Raw genomic sequence first — 18,679 nt, forward strand, 5'->3', positions numbered from 1 at the left:
AATAGAATAAGTACAAAATGAGTAAGCAAATACAAACACAACCTATTTTTGGCAGAACCCGCCATATCCACATGGTCGGGATTGGCGGCATTGGCATGAGCGGCATGGCCGAGATATTGCTTCAAAAGGGATATCACATTACCGGTTCGGATGCCAATATGGGTGAAACCATTGAACGACTCCAAGAACTGGGTGCCAAAATCTCCATTGGTCACGATGCTAAAAATATTGAAGGAGCCGATGTGGTTGTGTATACCAGCGCGGTTAAAGCTGAAGAAAATATTGAAACCAGTACCGCCCTCGAACAGGGAATCCCGGTAATTAAACGCGCCGAAATGCTGGCCGAGCTCATGCGTATGAAATACGGCGTAGGTGTAGCCGGAACGCATGGTAAAACAACCACTACAACCATGATTGGACATGTTATACAGGATGGGAGCTTTGATCCGACCATCATGGTAGGCGGCAAAGTACACAGTTTTTCTAAAACCAATGCCGTAGTCGGAAAGGGCGATATCATTGTTGTTGAAGCGGATGAATTTGACCGAACGTTTTTACGACTTACTCCAAGTTTAAGCGTTATCACTAACATCGAGGCCGAGCATCTGGATATTTATAATAACCTCGAAGATGTCAAAGGAGCATTTATCGAATTTGCCAACAAAGTTCCGTTTTACGGTGCTGTAATCCTTTGTCTGGATGATCCAAACGTACGCAGTATTATCCCGGAAATCGAACGAAGAACTATTACTTACGGACTTACGCCCCAAGCTAAAATTCGGGCTGTCGATATTGAGGTTAATCACTTTAACAGCAGATTTACAGTTGTTAAAGAAGGAAAAGAACTCGGTGAGATTAATCTTCAGGCTCCCGGAGAACACAATGTGAAAAATGCATTAGCGGCCATAGCAGTTGGTCTTGAACTTGATATTTACTTCGAAGATATAAAATCCGGATTGGAACGATTTGAAGGAGTATTCCGACGTTTCCAACTGAAGACGGAACAAGATAGCGTAATGGTGATTGACGATTATGCCCATCATCCAACAGAAGTACAAGCTACGCTTGATGCTGCACGACAAGGATGGAAAGATCGTCGTATTGTAGCTGTTTTTCAGCCGCACCTGTATTCGAGGACACAAGAACTTTACAAGGAATTTGGACTCTCATTTTTCGATGCCGAAGTCTGTGTTATCACTGATGTATATCCATCCCGTGAAGAACCCATTGAAGGCGTCACCGGCAAACTCATTGCTGATGTAGCCAAGGAGTACGGGCATCAGAAAGTTCATTATGTGGCAGACAAAAACGACCTACCGGTAAAATTAAAGGATATCATAAAACCGGGTGATGTAGTTATCACCATGGGGGCCGGTGACATTTATAAATACGGCGAACAATTTGTAGAAGCATTGGAGGCAGGAATATCAAAACTGAATCAATAATTACGTGTTAAGCTAAACCTATTTCAGCATCCGCTATAACAAACTAATTGAAAATAGATCCTGAAAGGATTTTAGGATGAGATAAAGTTTAATAAATGACTGAAAACGAGCAACATAACGAATCCCAAAACAGCAAAAACGCCTGGCCTTGGATTGCCGGAGCAGTACTTGTTCTGGGTTTGGCAGTTATGGCCGGCCTGTACTGGAACTCGACGATGAAAGTGGAGCGTGTCCAGTTTGAAGGCAACCATTTTGTATCGGCAGATGACCTGCAACTGGTAGAAGTTCCGACAGGCATGAATCCAGACAGCATGAACTTTGGGGACATCAGAAATCGATTTGAGGAGTTGCCGTATGTCAAACAGGCTGACATCAGTGTAGAACCAAACGGTACCATGAATGTCATTATTACTGAACGCCAGCCGGTTGCTCTGTTAGTAGATAACAAAAAGAAAATTTATGTCGACTCTGAAGGAATCAAACTACCTATTGCACCGGGAAAGACAGTTGATGTGCCAATCCTTTATGGATTTAGCGCTACACCAATGCAGGATACGCTGCAAAGCAAAGCTTTTAAAACCGTTTCTGATTTTCTAACGGCTGTTCGTAGCAATGATGTGGCTGATGCTACCATAAGTGAAATCGCCTGGTCTTCATCGGATGAGGGCATTGTAGCTCTGACGAATCAAAATGGTGTAAAACTTATTTTTGGGAAAGGAAATTTTAATAACCGACTTCGCAATTGGGAAGCATTTTACGGTGAAGTCATCAAACAAAAAGGAATTGAAAAAATGCGTTCTGTCGACCTGAGGTTTGAAGGGCAGGTCGTAACGCGTGAAAATTAAAACAAGAATAATCTCAGATTACTATCTACGCTGATATATGTTCCGAGCGTGGACGCTGAAAACAGCAACAGAATAAGCATAAAACCAAATGTCATGCTGAACTTGTTTCAGCATCTAAAACAGAAAATTGAATGATTACAGATCCTGAAACAAGTTCAGGATGACATAGAAAAGAGATTAATAAATCACAATAGTACGTGGATAACATTATGGAAGAACAAGAAGATAGAATTGTCGTTGGTCTGGATATTGGCACTACCAAGGTATGTGCAATTGTGGCCTCAATCGATCCGCAGGATAGAATCCATATTCTGGGTGTGGGCAAAGCACCCAGCGATGGTCTGAATCGCGGCGTGGTAGTGAATATTGATAAAACCGTCAATGCCATACAAACAGCCGTAGAGCAAGCACAACTGGCTTCGGGCATTGAGGTCAACTCGGTAAATGTAGGTATTGCAGGCGACCATATCCGCAGTATGCGCAGCAAGGGCGTGATTACCATTAACAACCGTGATAATGAAATTACGGTAGATGATGTTGAACGCCTGCTCGAAGATTGCCAGCGCATTATGCTGCCCACCGACCAACAAATCATCCACGTAATACCACAAGAGTTCGTCGTTGACGGACAGGATGGCATCCAGGATCCTGTAGGCATGAGCGGCATGCGCATGGAGGCAGAAGTACACATTATTACCGGACTTGTCTCAGCCGCTAAAAACATTTACCGATGTGTTGAGCGCGCCGGTTACCAAGTGGCTGATATTATTTTGGAGCCGCTTGCCTCGTCCTATTCCGTACTCGATGAAGAAGAAAAAGAAGCTGGTGTAGTGCTGGTAGATATCGGTGGCGGAACTACAGATGTCGCCATCTTCCAGGATAACACAATTCGTCATACGGCCGTGATCGCCATTGCCGGTAAGAAAGTAACCGATGATATCCGGGTAGGATTAAGCGTGCTCGATGATCAAGCTGAAAAACTAAAGCGTGAGCACGGCGAAGCGTATGTGGATATGATAGAGGAAGATGAAGCCATTACCGTGCCCGGAATAGCAGGACGTCCACCAAAGGAAATTACCAAAAGCATTCTTGGCAAAATTATTCAGGCACGTATGGAAGAGATCCTAGAAATTGTTGCCATCGAAGTGAAACGTAGCGGTTATGCCGACAATCTAAGTGCCGGTGTGGTGCTCAGCGGCGGCGGCTCGCTAATCAACAATGTCTGTCCCCTGGCTAACGAGATACTCGGCATGGATGCCAAGATCGGCAAGCCAATTGGGCTCAGCGGCGGACTTATTGAAGAGGTCAATAACCCAATTTATGCAACTGGAGTAGGACTGGTTATGCACGCTATCAAAACCGGTTCCGGTCCTACAAACCAAGCTATCGTCCCGTCATCCACCAAAGGATCGAGCGTGGAGAAAGTAATGAATCGCATCGCCGAGCGGATGAAAAACTGGTTCAAAGAACTTTAAAAAAAATGCCGGCAGCCATATCTGCTGTCACAAAGAGAAAATATATAGCAATCAAATAGCAATAAATAGTACACAGCAATCTAAAAAAGGAGTAAATATTATGTCTAACCTAAACTCTCGTTTTAGTTTTGACATCGACGGTCAAGACAATGCGAAAATAAAAGTGATAGGTGTTGGAGGCGGCGGAGGCAATGCCGTTAACAACATGATCGAAAAAGGCCTGACCAGTGTGGAGTATATCGCTCTTAACACTGATGCACAGGCGCTTAAAAACAGCATGGCTGATCTTACCATTCAAGTGGGGGCCAACCTTACCAACGGACTTGGTGCCGGAGCACGCCCCGAAATTGGCAGGGAAGCCGTGGAAGAGAATCGACACGAAATTGAAGAAGCCATCGAAGGCGCCGATATGATTTTTGTTACGGCCGGCATGGGTGGTGGAACCGGGACGGGTGGCGCGCCTGTAGTTTCTGGCATAGCCAAACGAAAGGGTATCCTAACAGTCGGTATTGTTACTACCCCCTTCGACTGTGAAGGTCCCAAACGGATGAAATATGCGCTTGAAGGAATTACCGAGCTCAAGAAAAACAGTGATACCGTAATTGTAATTCCCAATGAGCGACTGATGGATATCGCCGATGAGGATACTACGCTGCTCGAAGCATTTGAGCAAGCTAATCAGGTCCTCTATAATGCGACACGCGGTATTTCGGATCTCATTCTGATGCCCGGCCTTATCAATCTTGATTTCGCCGATGTGCGTACAACCATGCTCGACGGTGGTGCCGCTATCATGGGGGCCGCCAACGCTACGGGCGAAGATCGCGCCGAAATTGCAGCCCGCGAAGCTATCAATTCGCCACTGCTTGATGGCGTAAGCATCAACGGTGCACGCAATGTATTGGTTAATATTTCATCCGGAGCAAACCTGGGAATGAAAGAAACGAATACAGCAACCAGCATCATCCAGCAAGAAGCGGGTGAAAACGCTGAGATTATTCTCGGTACGGTGCTCGACGAAAGCTTTGATGATGAACTACGGGTCACCGTTATTGCAACTGGATTTGATCTTGCCGAAAGCAATAAGGAAGCGCGCGTAGCTCCCAACGAGAAAAAGAAAGCAGCTCAAAAGAAGGCCGACGATGATAAACTGGATATGCCGAAAGCCAGTGATGTTACCGGACACAGCCGATACTCCGCAACGAACGAACCGTTCTATAAAGGAGAGAAGAATCTCAAGCAGATGGATCAGCCGGCATTCCACCGTCGCGGACTTAAAAATGTGCGTCCCCTCAACGACGATGAGAAAGAGGAAAAGGAAATGCAGGACGAGCAGGAAAAAAGCAATGAGCTGCTCAACAATCGCCGCGAACGAATCGACAAAACTGATTCCGATCAGCCGGCATTTCTGCGCAAAATAATGGATTAGCCGTTGATATGAATCCGATTTAGATTGCTATGTACATAACGGATGGCTGATAACTATCAGTTTCATTCTAATCCCTTTACTCTGGGATTATTGATTGCTATAAACAATAAAGGAGTCCTTTGATCGGGACTCCTTTTTATTTGCCTTCTCTTTAAAACTTTATCTATATAACAAACTTGTAGTACAATCGTATGTAAGAACTGTTTTCCATAAAGAATCATTTTTTGTACTGTTAAAGCCTTAATACTCAACAAAAAGTCATCACAATGCGGTTATCAAAACTTTTTCTTCTTTCGCTTTTAACCTTCCTCTTCTCTTTCCATTCCCTCGCAGCCCAAGATCAAAAGCAGAAACTTGAGCCTGAAGAGTATGATCAATGGCAACACATCTCTTCCACTGAGCTTTCTGCCGATGGGAACTGGTTTTCGTATAACATAAGTCTTGAAGATGGCGACGGATGGTTAATTATCAAGGAGGTTGGAGCAGACTCTACTGAAGAACATAAGTTTATGCATGGCGAACAGGTAGACTTTTCCCAAAACAATAAATGGGCCGCTTTCCTGATTGGAGTCTCCGAGGATCAAAAAGAAAAACTCGAAGAACAAAAAAAGAAAGTTCGCTTCAAGCTGGGACTCATGAATTTGCAAACCGCCAAGGTAGATACTTTTCAAAATATACAGGAATACACCTTCTCTGATGACGGAAGCTATCTGGCTATGAAAAAATATAAGCCTGAAGAAGCCAAAACCGATGGCTCTGATCTGATCCTGCGCGATCTTACCGAGGGTACAAATCAGCTGGTTGGAAATGTCTCGGAATATACCTTTAACGATACCGGTTCACAACTGGCTGTTCTCCTTGATTCAAATGAAAAGCTTGGAAACGGCGTGCATCTTTATGACTTGCCATCCAACCGAGTTACCGTGCTGGACAGTGATACAACAACCTACAAAGAACTTAGCTGGCATGAGGATGAAAACGCATTAGCATTTCTAAAAGCAAAAGAACACAAGGATTTTGAGAATGTCACACACCGCATTTTAGCGTTCAAGAATCTCGGTGGAAATGCCAAAAAGTTTGAATTTTATCAGCAGAAAAATGACGCTTTTCCTGAGGATTTTCGGATCGTTGATTATCGCTCACTGGAATGGTCGGAAGACGGTAACACGCTGTTTTTTGGAATTAAAGAGTGGGAAAAGGCTACCAAGCCTGACACCACCAAAGAAAAATCCAAAGATGAACTAGATCCCACAAATGTAGAAGTATGGCACTGGCAGGATGCTGATATCCAACCTAAACAAGAGGTATTGGTCAATCAACTCAAAGAAGACAACCACCTATCGGCCTGGCATCTTGATGAGAAATCTTTTGTCCAGCTCGGCACCGAACAATTTGATCAGCTTAATTTAACAGGTGACCAGCAACATGCCGTAGCATACGATCCGCATCCCTATGAGCCACAATTTGAGGAAGACTGGCGGGATGTCTATTTAGTAGACGTCACCACAGGTGAATCCCGGCAAATTCTGGAACGTCAAGAGCAAGTACGCACATCTCCCGATGGCAGATACCTGCTCTATTTCAAAGATCAGAACTGGTGGACCTACGATATTGAAAACCGGAAACATCGTAATTTGACAAATGATATTGATACAAGATTTGAAAATCATACAAACGTAAATGGACGCGAACACCGTAGGCCATTCGGAACGGGAGAATGGTCAGAAGACGATTCCTGGATGCTGCTTTATGATCAGTATGACACCTATAAAGTTTGGGCGGACGGCAGCAATTACCAAAAGATTACAGAAGGCAGCAACGACAAGATCCGTTACCGACAGGTTCGCTTTGAGTATGACACTGATGGGATAGCACCTGATGAAAATATTTACTTCTCGATGTACGGTGATAAAACCAAAGATCGCGGATATGCTCGTATCAAAGACAACCAAACTCTCGAGACACTGATTTATGATTCCAAGATGTTTAGCAGTCTTGGCAAAGCCGACTCAACAAAAAATTTCGTATATCAAAAACAGTCGGCTACCGATTCCCCCGATTATTTCTATGTTGATAATGACTTTAATGACCCGATTGCACTTACGTACACCAATCCGCAGCAAGATAAATATTACTGGGCGGACGATGAACTGATTACCTTTACCAACGAAAATGGTAAAGAGCTCGAGGGACGTTTGCTTTATCCGGCGAATTATGATCCCGATAAATCCTACCCGATGATTACCTATATTTATGAAGAACGATCACAGACCATGCATAGCTACAGTCCACCGTCAAAGAAAAGTCCATATAACTTTCGCCGCTACTCTTCGGAAGGCTATTTCGTTTTTCAACCGGATATCAGCTATGAGCTGAGCGATCCGGGTGTATCAGCTGTTGAAAGTGTAGTTCCGGCGGTAGAGGAAGTTATTGACACCGGCATGATTAATGAGGAACAGATTGGTCTTACGGGACACTCTTGGGGAGCTTATCAAACTACCTTTATTATCACCCAGACCAATCTGTTTAGTTCTGCTGTGGCAGGAGCTCCGCTTACCAATATGATCAGCATGTATAACTCGATCTATTGGAATACGGGTACAACCGACGCTAAAATCTTTGAAACAAGCCAAGGACGTTTCCCCGATCCCTGGTGGAAAGAGTGGGATAAATTCGTAGAAAATTCTCCCATCTTTAATATGGAGGGCGTCCAAACTCCATTACTGGTTGAGTTCGGTACCGATGATGGTGCCGTCGATTTTAATCAGGGTGTAGAACTCTATAATACGATGCGGCGCATGCAAAATCCTTTTGTGATGTTAGTTTATGAGGGAGAAAATCATGGCTTGGCACGCGAAGAAAATCAAATTGACTACGCCACTCGCGCTTTTGAATGGCACGAGTATTATCTACTTGCCAAAGAAGCTCCGGAATGGATTACTGACGGACTTCCGTACCTTGAAAGACCGGTGATGAAAGAAAAAGAAGAGCAGGAAACCAAGTAATCTTATAATCTCGTCAGGCGGCAAATCATATCGTCTGACGAACATTCAAACGGGGTGCTTTACGCAATAGGAGTACGTTTCCTTGATTTATTACAGAACATCAATCATGACTGCTTTTGTTATCAAAAAACTTCGACTATTAATTTTATTGCCATAGCGATAGCCAATACCGAAAAGGCATATTGCAAATAACGACGATTAATTTTCAGATTGAATAGTGCCCCTACAAATCCACCTAATAATCCACCCACTGCCAGTGGAAAGGCAGCCCCAAAATCTACATAGCCCCACTGAAATTTCGTAAGCGTACCAATGCTATTGCCGGTAAAACCAAGCTGCAGCCAACCCGACAGAGAAATCAATACAATAGCCAAGGAAGATATACTTACTGATCGAGCAAAGCTTTTCTTAAAAACCAGATTCATCAGCGGTACCATTACACCACCCCCGCCAATTCCAGCCAGGGCTGCCACAAATCCGCCAAGCCCACCGGTAACAAAAGACTGCAGCAATGTTACAGGTGTAGAATTTTGATCAATTCCATTTTTATTTCGCGCACCTCGACGATAAAACATGTAAGCCACATACAGCAGCAACACACTAAAAAAGATGACAAATTCCTGCTGGCTGTAGTATGGTGATGTAATGACAAGCTTGCCCAAATATATTCCACCCGCTCCCATCAAACCAATGGTTATACCCTCTGACCAGTAGAAATTCTTCTGCTGAAATTGCCGAACGGAGCTTCCAAAGGCTGCAATAAAAGTACAAAACAAAGAACTACCGATAGTTAAGATGACGGGATTTTCAATACCGGCATCGCTAAACACAATAAACAAAATCGGGGTGAACAGAATACCACCGCCCAAGCCAAAAAGTCCGGCAACAATGCCTGCCAAGACTCCCAATAGCAAGAGTATCAGTAATTCCATCATATCTCCATCTGCCCTTGTATCACCGTACAGGCTTCACCTGCTATCTCAACACGATCATCCTTATAGTTGCAATATACCGTACCACCGCGACGGGAAACCTGTCGCCCCACCAATTCTTTCTTATTTAATCGCTCACTCCAATACGGAGTCAACATCGTATGGGCCGAGCCGGTCACCGGATCTTCATCAACACCGGCATTGGGAGCAAAAAACCGTGATACAAAATCATAATTATTGCCGGGTGCTGTAACAATAATTCCACGCACATCCGCTTTAGCCATCGCTGGAATATCCGGATCCAGATTACGAACCTGCTCTTCGGTTTTCACTGCGTATAGATAATCCGTATCCCGATAAAGTTCTTGAGCCGAAACACCCACAGCTTTCTCCAAAAAATCAGGAACTTCTGCCCTATTCAGCTTCGCACTTGGAAAGTTCATAACCAAATGGTTTCCTTCTTTTCGTACCATCAATTCGCCGCTGTTGGAATCAAACCGAATGCTTTGCTTACTGTAATCCAGATGTTCAAAAAGTACATGCGCCGAAGCCAGCGTTGCGTGACCACACAAATCCACCTCAGTAGTGGGTGTAAACCAGCGTAGGCGATAGCTCCCATCCTGCTCTACAAAAAAAGCCGTTTCGGAAAGATTATTTTCCATGGCAATATTCTGCATTAACTTGTCAGGCAGCCAGTCATCCAGCGGACATACCGCAGCGGGATTACCTTCAAAAGCTTCGGATGCAAATGCATCCACTTGGTAAATAGGTAGCTTCATATCAATTTCGGTAGTTATTTTTTCCAATTGAATCTCCCCGTGGAATTAAGAATAATTTTACTCTTTTCAAATTCATCATTTCCGCACGAAGAAGCTTATATTACGGCGTATTTAAAACAATCACTTTTTTATAGATCCTGAACCAAGTTCAGGATAACACGAGACATAAACCATAAATGCACTTATACCCGGAACATCTGAGCGAAAAAATTGGATTTGAATCGATTCGTGAGGCCACCGTTAAAAAAGCCCAATCGGGCATGGCACGCGAGCAGCTCAAATCCATGATGCCCTTTTCCGACCGACAGGTTATAGAACGGCGGTTGGCTCAAGTCAAAGAGATGATGGATCTGTTGCTCAATGACTCAGCTTTTCCGCTGCGAAATCTGCATGATGTTCGCAATTACCTCGAAAAAGCTCGACCAGAAAACAGTATTATTCCGCTGGAAGCTTTTGTTGAAATTCTGGAGCTCAGTATTACTGCGCGCGTCGTCAAATCCTATATCGATCAGCGAAAGGAGCACTATCCCGCCCTCAAAAATATTTCAGTAGGTCTTATTCCTCTAAAGGATTTAGAAGAAACACTCCAAGATGTGCTCACCGAAAATGGAGAACTCCGAAGCGACGCCAGTCCCAAGCTGCAATCTATCCGGAAAAAAATAAATAAGCGAAAAAATGATCTGCGCACTTCAATCAACCGGGTGATGGGGCGTCTCTCCAAAGAGGGAATGACATCCGATGAAGGAGCCACGATTCGCAACGGACGCATGGTAATTCCCGTGCAGGCCGAGTACAAACGCAAAGTACAGGGATTTGTCCACGACGTATCTTCATCGGGACAGACGGTCTACCTGGAACCGGTAGAAGCGCTGGACATCAACAACGAAATTCGTCAGCTCGAATCCGAAGAAAAGCAAGAAATAGAGCGCATTCTTCGTGAGCTCACAAGTCATGTGCGGCAACATCGGGATTCCATCCGTCAAAACCTGAAAACACTAACTACGTTCGATATCATTTCGGCCAAAGCACAACTCAGTATCGATCTGGATGGTTTTGTTCCCGTAATTTCGGAAACGTCGCATCTGTATTTGAAAGAAACCTATAATCCATTATTACTTCTTAAAAACCTGCACCTTCCCAAAGAGAAACAGGAGAAAGTCGTTCCTCTGAATATGGAGTTAGCAAAAGATGAACGATGTCTTGTCATTACGGGACCCAATGCTGGCGGTAAATCGGTGGCACTCAAAACACTGGGCTTGTGTAGCATGATGATCCAATCCGGATTTGCCATTCCGGCCCGTGACAGCTCAGAGGTCCCCATTTTCAACAGCATTTTTGTAGATATGGGCGACGACCAATCCATCGAAAATGACTTGAGTACGTTTTCATCGCGTCTTGAATGGATGAAGCACACCTTGGATAATACCAATGACCAAAGCCTGGTTCTTATTGACGAGGCCGCAGCAGGAACGGATCCTGAAGAAGGTGGTGCCCTGTTTCAGTCGCTTATCGAAATGCTGATGGAGCGCAAAGCCAAAACACTGGTAACGACCCACCACGGTACTCTAAAAATATTTGCTCACGATCATGAACACGCCGTCAACGGTTCGATGGAGTTTAATCAGGATACGCTTTCTCCTACTTATCGTTTTAAAAAGGGTGTGCCCGGTAGCAGTTATGCGTTTGAAATTGCCGAGCGGATGGAACTTCAGAACGAGTTACTTAGTCGATCGCGTACGCTTCTCGGCGAAGCTAAAAGCGATATGGAAACGCTGATCACTGAACTCGAAACCAAATCGCAGGAAGCTGAAGAAATCAAAAAGAAATACGATCAGCTTAAATCCAAAACAGAAAAGGAGCGAAATCGTTACCAAGAAAAGCGTTCGGCCATCGAAAAAGAAAAAGAGCAGATTCGAGAGAAAGCGCTCAAAGAAGCGAAAGAAATTATGGACTCTGCCAACCAGAAAATTGAGGAAGCGGTTCAGCGTATTGTCGAGCAGGGAGAAAAAGATGACGAAACGATTAAGGAAGCGCGTGACGAGGTAGAAAGCCATCGCAAAAAAGTAACTTCCGAACTTCAAGAGCTGGAAGAAGATCAGGAACAATATCAGGATTCATCCGAGAAGCCGGAAGTGGGGGACTTGGTTCGATTAAAAGACGCCAACACAACGGGAGAACTAAAAGATATAAATGGTAAAAAAGCAGTTATTTCGGCCGGGGGGCTACGAGTTAAAACCAAATACAACAAACTGATCAAGGTTGAGGATGCCTCGGATCGCAAACCAAAAAAACAGAAGGTGAAAGTCAATTTTGAGGACGGCAACCGATTCAAGATGGTAAAACCTCAACTCAGCATTCGGGGTATGCGTGGCGACGCTGCAATGAAAGAGGTACAACGCTATATTGATGATGCTGTGGCTGCCGGTAAAAGTGACGTGCAGATTATTCACGGCAAGGGCGAAGGTATCCTCAAAAAACTCGTCCATGAATACCTCAACAAGCGAAAAGAGGTTGAAGGATATGAGATGGCTCCTATTTCACAAGGCGGTGCAGGTTGTACAATTGTGAAGTTCCGGTAATTACAATCCCTGAAATTTCCCAATCCTCACAGAAATTCCAATTCCACCAAAAGGCTGTTCGGTGTTAACATTTAAAAAACTATTAATTCCCAACGCAAAAAACCGCACAGGCTGCCACGAAATTTGTCCCCTCAATGGAAATCCAATAGTCGTTTCTATTGAGGTTTTCGTTCCCCTCCCAAATAAATCAGAATATCCATTACCTCCTATTACCGCTACTCCTGTTCCTGCCGAGAGGTAAAAAGAACGATAGTTCATACTTTGTCCATAAATCAAGGCGATATCCCATATTTCGGTCCCGAAGTCAACATCTGTGCTTGTGGTGCTTATTGAAAAAAGGTGGTTGTTGTAATCAACCATTAACTCTGCCTGTAACCCTGTTCCCAGTGTTGTAACCGAGGGACCTCCCTGCACCCAGTAGTCAATATGGGAGTCAGTTTTTTGAACTCCCTGGCTATAGCTTTGCGAAAAGCTTGCAACAAGTATTAAGGGTAATCCCAAACAAATGAACAATAATTTTCTCAATCCCAGCCTGTTGAACCTCAAAATCATATGTTAAAACCTTGTATTCACTACATTCGCAAAATCGGAACCAAATGTATATGACAGTGAAATAGATCCATAAACAGAAAAATCAGTAGCTAATTCTTTTTGTTGTAAAAGAACATCTTCTAACGATGTATCCCCTATGGGTAGGGAGAGCTGATCTTGAATCATCTCAAGCCGGGTATAAAAACTAAGTGAAAGCCCTTCCGTCAATCGAATAGAAATATCTCCAAACATTTCTGCCCGGCGCTGAGCAAAATCATGTAAATAATGAGAACCTTCTACTCCACCCTGTATTTCTCCCCACGGTTGCTTAATCCGTACGGAAGCAGATAACTCCTGATTAACTAAATTTTCATTATTTTTTTTAAATATTGTCTCTTCATAATAATCAGCATATGCATATCCCACCCTATAAGTAAAAGTAAATGATTTTCGGGTCGCCTCCTGATAGGGAAATATATTGTATTCAATTCCCGGAGTTAATCGAAACCGATGTCTATAATTACGGTCATTCCGAGTCAGATAATCCCCAAAGACCCCCAGCGACCAATGATCATCAAGACTCTTGATAACATAGCTGTTGATTCCATGTCTGTGACGTTTGCTTGTTACCGGATCATCCTGTCCCTGCCGATCAATTTCAACAAACTCATAGTTAAAGTAAGGTCGGAATCGAATTTTCCACTCTTCTGTAACATGATCAGCATAAAATCCCCATCTCGAATCAAACTCTTTTTGATTCGATTCTAAGTCCATTTGCAGACTTCCGGCATAAATTTCGAATACCCAATAATTCCAGGGATCTTTGACTTCCCGATCTAAACTTTGATCAGATTCGCTGCCAAGATATTCGAGTCGATATAATGAAGGATCAGAAACTTGTATCACATATCCCGCGAGCCCCGTCTTAATTATTTCGTTTAATCCTTCCCTCCTTTCATCATCAGAAGCTTCTCTGTCTACAATATGATTTAATGTATATTCGATATCTTTAAAGTCTCGTCGTCCAATAAATGTCAGCTCGTACTGTCGCCCCCCACTGCCCGTATTTTCATACGTTATAAAAAGATGAATATCTGCGGGTTGTGGATCCCTCACATAATTAACAAACGTAATTTCACGACGTATGTGATCATAATCACAGGATTGGCAATCTACATAAACACTAAGTTCAGACGATTCTCTGCTATCGGGTATATCTTCTGTGCCTTGGGCATGTATGGCCGGAGAAATGAGTATTACAAAAAGTAATAGCTCCATCCAGAATTTACCGCCGTTTCTAAATAGATTAATAGCAGAAAAATACTCGGTAAACCCGTTATAGAAATTTTTAAATCTTTTTTTATCCACTGCAAATGCCCTAAAATTATCCGCCAGTTTTCCCGAAAAACCATTCTCAATCCTGGCTAATACTTGACTCAATGACTAATCAAAGTAAAAGGTAGGCTGAGGGTAACAAACAAATTAGGATTAATCAGCATTGATTAAATATTAATACAACTTTTGGCAGTTGTTTATATGTTTTTACATACGGCTTTTTCTTTTATTACACTTGCGAGCAATTTTTTAATAAGCACAACTGATTAATCCCAACTATCTGGGCAAACATTCAAATATTATTAGTCAATAATGTTGCTCTAAAATTCTTCATTTATATTCTCCAATATCGAATCCCAACTACCTTCGGCTTCGATATCTGTACTGATCTCTTCTTTTTCCAACTTTTCTGTTACGGCCTTATCACCGGTGATAATTTTTGCATCATTGTAATTCGCATTGGGGAAAGCCGCCAACATTCGGTTCACTGATCGACGGGAGTGAAAAATTATAAACTCCGGTTGATGTGCTGAAAAGTCTTTTCGATACTCTTCTAATTTATTTTCTCCAGGCCCCTCCAGCGTAAACAATATCAATTCATTGACCTCAATATCCAGCTCACGAAGCAGAGCAGGCAGATCTTCGGCTGTTTTATCTCCACAGGGATACAGCGTTTTACCGATGCGCTTAATCCGCAGCATAAATTCCAGCAAGTTAATCGCCTTCCCCTCTGAATGGGGATGCACCGCGGGAATGCCCTGCTCTTCGAGATAGTCCGCCGTATGCTGATTAAGTGCCAAATTCAGCTGATTTCGGGCTTCCTCCATCTTATCAAATTCTTGCAGCCACTCAATCCAAAACTGGGCGTTTCGCTTACTACCGTGAACAATATTCTCATATTCCTCAATATTCTCCAAAGCGTCCAGAATATCCGTATTGTCTTCCACTACTTCATAACGCTCCAGGGGGTAATGCAAGATGGACACGGGTTTCTGCTCCAATTTTGATCGAAAAACTTCGGTGTCTTCTTTTGCTGCTGTTAATAAAACTGATTGACTCATTATTAGTACGGTAGTTGAAGCTTAAAATTACTGTAACGTTTCAGAAAATAATTCGTTTCGAACGACAGATGATAACAGAAGTCAAAACGAATTAAAGATGTCACATTTCTTTACATTTAAAATCCTAAAACATATATCCCACACCGATATAAATACGGTTCACATCCTCAGAAAAACCAATTTCTCCGCGCAAAATAAAATCAGGATTAAATACAGACATTGCGCCACCAAATCCTACAGTTTGATGATATCCCTCAAACAAATCATTTATATCATCTGTTTCCGCAAAAACACGTCCAGCATCGGTAAAAAGTTGACCGCCAAACTTAAGTCCATAAATTTCGGGAAACTTCAGCAGCCACGTTCGTAATTCCAAAGTATAAGCCACTGAACTATTCCCCTTAAAACGATTAAGGGGATAACCGCGAAGTGTATTCTTATCACCGAGCGTAGACAGTTCCCAATAGGGAATATCACCCTCAACATGACGAGCTTCCAACCGATTTGCTACTGTCAGCCAATTAAACAGACGAAAATATTGGTGCATTTCCAAGCGTGCCGTAGTCATACCATAATTTCCAATCCACTTGGGAGCTGCACGAAGTTCCAGCTCAGCCCAGTTTCCTCGATGGGGATCAAATTCACTGTCCCGATTCTCCCAAATAAGTCCCGTATTCAACTTGTTAACCCATCCTCCATCACTACCGTTAGGCGTTTGCAAAGCGAATGATGATTGTGCGTTATTTATATAGGGAATATGATACTCGACAGCAGCCCCCAGCTGTAGATCAAGCTGTTTTCGTCCCTGCTTATAAATTGGATTACGAATCCGATAATCAAAACTAAAGCCTATAGACCTGAAAAAATAGTACTCCTCATCCCACTGCTCATCAGAGAAAGTTGTTTCATTACCAATCCCAAAAAACTGATCCTGCGTATATCGGTAAAAATAGGCATCCGCTATCGACCTAATTTCGCGACCAAAGGTTCGGGTCTGCTCATATCGCGCCTCTACCTCAAAAAAGCCTTTGGTAGTAGCTATAGCTGATGTCTCCAACAAATTTTTAAACGGCTGCTGGTTTCCCCGATAATCATACCGGCTAAAGATTAGCCCCCCCAACAATCCCTCATTCGAACTATAACCCGCAGCCGGCACCAGTGCCGTTGATACCGAATCGGGCCCTACCTGGGGAGCCATCATCTGGGCATTACCCGAAGAACCTATTAAGAACAATATGAGGAATAATAGCGATGTGTAGCGAATCAAAACGGCAATATTTTATGAATCAAGGTGACCTTCTTCTTCCAATATCTCGAGCGTATCCACAGCATGACGCAAATGTGGAATTACGATACTTCCTCCCACAACAAGCGCAACATTCAGGGCATCGATAATTTCATCCTTGGTATATCCGCTTTTAGCACTTTGTTCCAAATGATAATCTATGCAATCATTACAGCGCAGTACTGTTGAAGCCACTAATCCTAACAGCTCTTTGGTTTGGCCCGGGAGTGCTCCATCTTTATAGGTATTATTATCAATATTAAAAAAGCGCTTGATACCTAAATGATCGAGATCAAACACTTTTTCATTTGCTTCTTCGCGCTCTTTGCGAAATTGTTCCAGTCGGTTACTTTCTATTTTGCTCATCCTTTTACTACATTCTGTTTGAAAAAAGACCTGTTAAGATACGACATATAATCAGGAAGTTTAACCATAATTCTAAGCCGGTTAGTTAAAACCCCATTTAATCTGTGAGCAACAAAAACACACGCCCCAAACATAAACTTGTAGTTCTGGGTGATAGCGTCAGTCAGGGATTTCAAAACGGAGGTATTTATCGTACTGATCTCAATTTTCCCAATTTTTTACGCCGGTGCTGGGAACCCAAACCCGATTTTGATCAGCCACTGTTTACTGCCCAGGCAGGTATCCCGCTCAATCTCGAAGTACTGGCTCGGGGGCTTTCGGATGAGTTTGGCGACTCCATCGAATGGACCGAATATTTACCTGCCATTACTCATCTGTATTCAACCCTACGGCGTGTAAAACGCTATTGGGAGGGAAAAATAAAACCCCTAAAACAGGATCGTAACATCCCCTACCACAACCAGTCAACGTGGGGATTTGCGATGAACGATGCCTGGATGATTACAGAACAAAATAGCCGAGAACATATTAAAACCCAACCCGAGACCTATTCAGTGTTTGATATGCTTCCCGATCACGCTATGTATGTTACCGCGCGGCTGGTGCTCAATCCTTCCTTTAGCAAACAGTTTAGTCAGTTTACACAGATCGATAACGTCAGCTACTTGCAGAAGCACGGGGGTATTGAAAATCTGATTGTGACTATGGGACACAATAATATCATTGGGGCCGTATCTGACTTAAAATTTGTACTGTCTGAAGAAGAGGATTTAGATAAATTTCCAACAGAACGTGACTATACAGTCTATCGTCCGGAACATTTTGAACAGGAGTATCGAAAGCTGGCCGAAAGGGTGAGCAAAATCGGGGCTGAACGTGTCATCACCCAAACGATTCCCTATGTCACTATTCCTCCTGTTTCACGCGGTGTAAATTCCGACAAATCCCGAAAAGGACATACCGGCTACTTCGACTATTATACACGATTCTGGATTTGGGATGCGGATTTTGATCCCGACAAACATCCTCACCTCACCAAAGAACAGGCTATTTCACTCGATCAACACGTAGATGAATACAACAATATTATTCGTGAAGTGGCTGATGAGTATGGATGGATTACTGTTCCCCTCAATCGATATGTGAGCGGCATTGCACGACGCAGGCTCGGTCAAAAAATGCGGCTTCCTTATCCTAAGGAATTTTTCAAAGCAATAAAGCGTAATCCTGATACCAAACATCTTGTTGAAAACCCACAAAATCCCAAACTCAGTACCGACTATTTACGCATTGCCCGCGATTCAGGGCAAGTTTACAAAGGAGGTATTTTTAGCTTGGATGGCATTCACCCTACAACCATTGGCTACGGACTGATTGCCCATCTATACAAAGAAACAATGGAGAAACACGGTATTAAATTTCAACAACCGCTGGACTGGGATCATATTATAAAGAGTGATACCCTGGTTACCGATCCGCCATTCATCCTTGTAGAACTCCGTAAGTTCTTGCGTTTCTTATCGCTTGGAAGAAAGGAAAGGTTTTCAATTGTGGGAAATAGCTTGCTTAATGAATTGATGGATATTTTTTCAGACCGAGATTAATCCCAATA

At 43.2% G+C, this 18,679-nt stretch carries 14 protein-coding genes; 7 read left to right on the forward strand and 7 right to left on the reverse strand.

Annotated elements, in window-relative coordinates; translation table 11 throughout:
• Positions 1 to 44: 44 nt before the first annotated feature.
• The 5 genes from murC (at position 45) to CK503_RS06825 (ending at position 8,199) form a co-directional block, all read left to right on the forward strand.
• Entirely contained in the window at positions 45 to 1,445 is a 1,401-nt protein-coding gene (gene murC / locus CK503_RS06805; protein ID WP_491523059.1) for a UDP-N-acetylmuramate--L-alanine ligase, read from the forward strand.
• Positions 1,446 to 1,540: 95 nt separating this feature from the next.
• Positions 1,541 to 2,290 (forward strand): cell division protein FtsQ/DivIB, encoded by a 750-nt coding sequence (locus CK503_RS06810; RefSeq protein ID WP_095606044.1) that lies wholly within the window; start codon positions 1,541 to 1,543, stop codon positions 2,288 to 2,290.
• Positions 2,291 to 2,499: 209 nt separating this feature from the next.
• On the forward strand, positions 2,500 to 3,765 hold the full coding sequence (ftsA, locus tag CK503_RS06815; RefSeq protein ID WP_095606045.1) for a cell division protein FtsA: 1,266 nt from the start codon (positions 2,500 to 2,502) through the stop codon (positions 3,763 to 3,765).
• A 100-nt stretch (positions 3,766 to 3,865) separates the two neighbouring features.
• On the forward strand, positions 3,866 to 5,194 hold the full coding sequence (gene ftsZ, locus CK503_RS06820) for a cell division protein FtsZ (RefSeq protein WP_176466239.1): 1,329 nt from the start codon (positions 3,866 to 3,868) through the stop codon (positions 5,192 to 5,194).
• 266 nt (positions 5,195 to 5,460) lie between these two features.
• Positions 5,461 to 8,199 carry a S9 family peptidase gene (locus tag CK503_RS06825; protein ID WP_095606047.1) on the forward strand — a complete coding sequence of 913 codons (2,739 nt, stop codon included), beginning with the start codon at positions 5,461 to 5,463 and terminating at the stop codon, positions 8,197 to 8,199.
• 122 nt (positions 8,200 to 8,321) lie between these two features.
• On the opposite strand, the gene CK503_RS06830 is transcribed toward CK503_RS06825, so the two are convergent.
• Entirely contained in the window at positions 8,322 to 9,134 is an 813-nt protein-coding gene (locus CK503_RS06830) for a sulfite exporter TauE/SafE family protein (protein WP_095606048.1), read from the reverse strand.
• Positions 9,131 to 9,910: a PhzF family phenazine biosynthesis protein gene (locus CK503_RS06835; RefSeq protein WP_095606186.1), complete on the reverse strand. Its 780-nt coding sequence runs from the start codon at positions 9,908 to 9,910 to the stop codon at positions 9,131 to 9,133. The genes CK503_RS06830 and CK503_RS06835 overlap by 4 nt, the downstream gene beginning before the upstream one ends.
• A 176-nt stretch (positions 9,911 to 10,086) precedes the next feature.
• On the opposite strand from CK503_RS06835, the gene CK503_RS06840 reads away from it, so the two are divergent.
• Positions 10,087 to 12,489: an endonuclease MutS2 gene (locus tag CK503_RS06840; RefSeq protein ID WP_095606049.1), complete on the forward strand. Its 2,403-nt coding sequence runs from the start codon at positions 10,087 to 10,089 to the stop codon at positions 12,487 to 12,489.
• Here the strand turns inward: CK503_RS06840 and CK503_RS06845 are convergent, their stop codons facing one another.
• From CK503_RS06845 to CK503_RS06865, 5 genes are all read right to left on the reverse strand, one after another.
• Complete coding sequence (locus CK503_RS06845; RefSeq protein WP_095606050.1) at positions 12,490 to 12,990, reverse strand: hypothetical protein; 501 nt, start codon at positions 12,988 to 12,990, stop codon at positions 12,490 to 12,492.
• 54 nt (positions 12,991 to 13,044) lie between these two features.
• Positions 13,045 to 14,460 (reverse strand): hypothetical protein, encoded by a 1,416-nt coding sequence (locus tag CK503_RS06850; RefSeq protein WP_095606051.1) that lies wholly within the window; start codon positions 14,458 to 14,460, stop codon positions 13,045 to 13,047.
• Positions 14,461 to 14,675: 215 nt separating this feature from the next.
• Positions 14,676 to 15,416 (reverse strand): uroporphyrinogen-III synthase, encoded by a 741-nt coding sequence (locus CK503_RS06855; RefSeq protein WP_095606052.1) that lies wholly within the window; start codon positions 15,414 to 15,416, stop codon positions 14,676 to 14,678.
• A 124-nt stretch (positions 15,417 to 15,540) separates the two neighbouring features.
• Positions 15,541 to 16,683, reverse strand: coding sequence for a BamA/TamA family outer membrane protein (locus tag CK503_RS06860; protein WP_141239897.1), 1,143 nt, complete (start codon positions 16,681 to 16,683; stop codon positions 15,541 to 15,543).
• 12 nt (positions 16,684 to 16,695) lie between these two features.
• On the reverse strand, positions 16,696 to 17,067 hold the full coding sequence (locus tag CK503_RS06865; RefSeq protein ID WP_095606054.1) for a carboxymuconolactone decarboxylase family protein: 372 nt from the start codon (positions 17,065 to 17,067) through the stop codon (positions 16,696 to 16,698).
• A 104-nt stretch (positions 17,068 to 17,171) separates the two neighbouring features.
• Here CK503_RS06865 and CK503_RS06870 point away from each other — a divergent pair, with 104 nt between their 5' ends.
• The gene (locus CK503_RS06870) at positions 17,172 to 18,671 is read left to right on the forward strand and encodes a hypothetical protein (RefSeq protein WP_095606055.1); all 1,500 of its coding nucleotides are present in this window, start codon (positions 17,172 to 17,174) and stop codon (positions 18,669 to 18,671) included.
• The last annotated feature ends 8 nt before the right edge of the window (positions 18,672 to 18,679 follow it).

Origin of the sequence: Fodinibius salipaludis (assembly GCF_002287075.1) — a bacterium.
GTDB lineage: Bacteria > Bacteroidota > Rhodothermia > Balneolales > Balneolaceae > Fodinibius > Fodinibius salipaludis.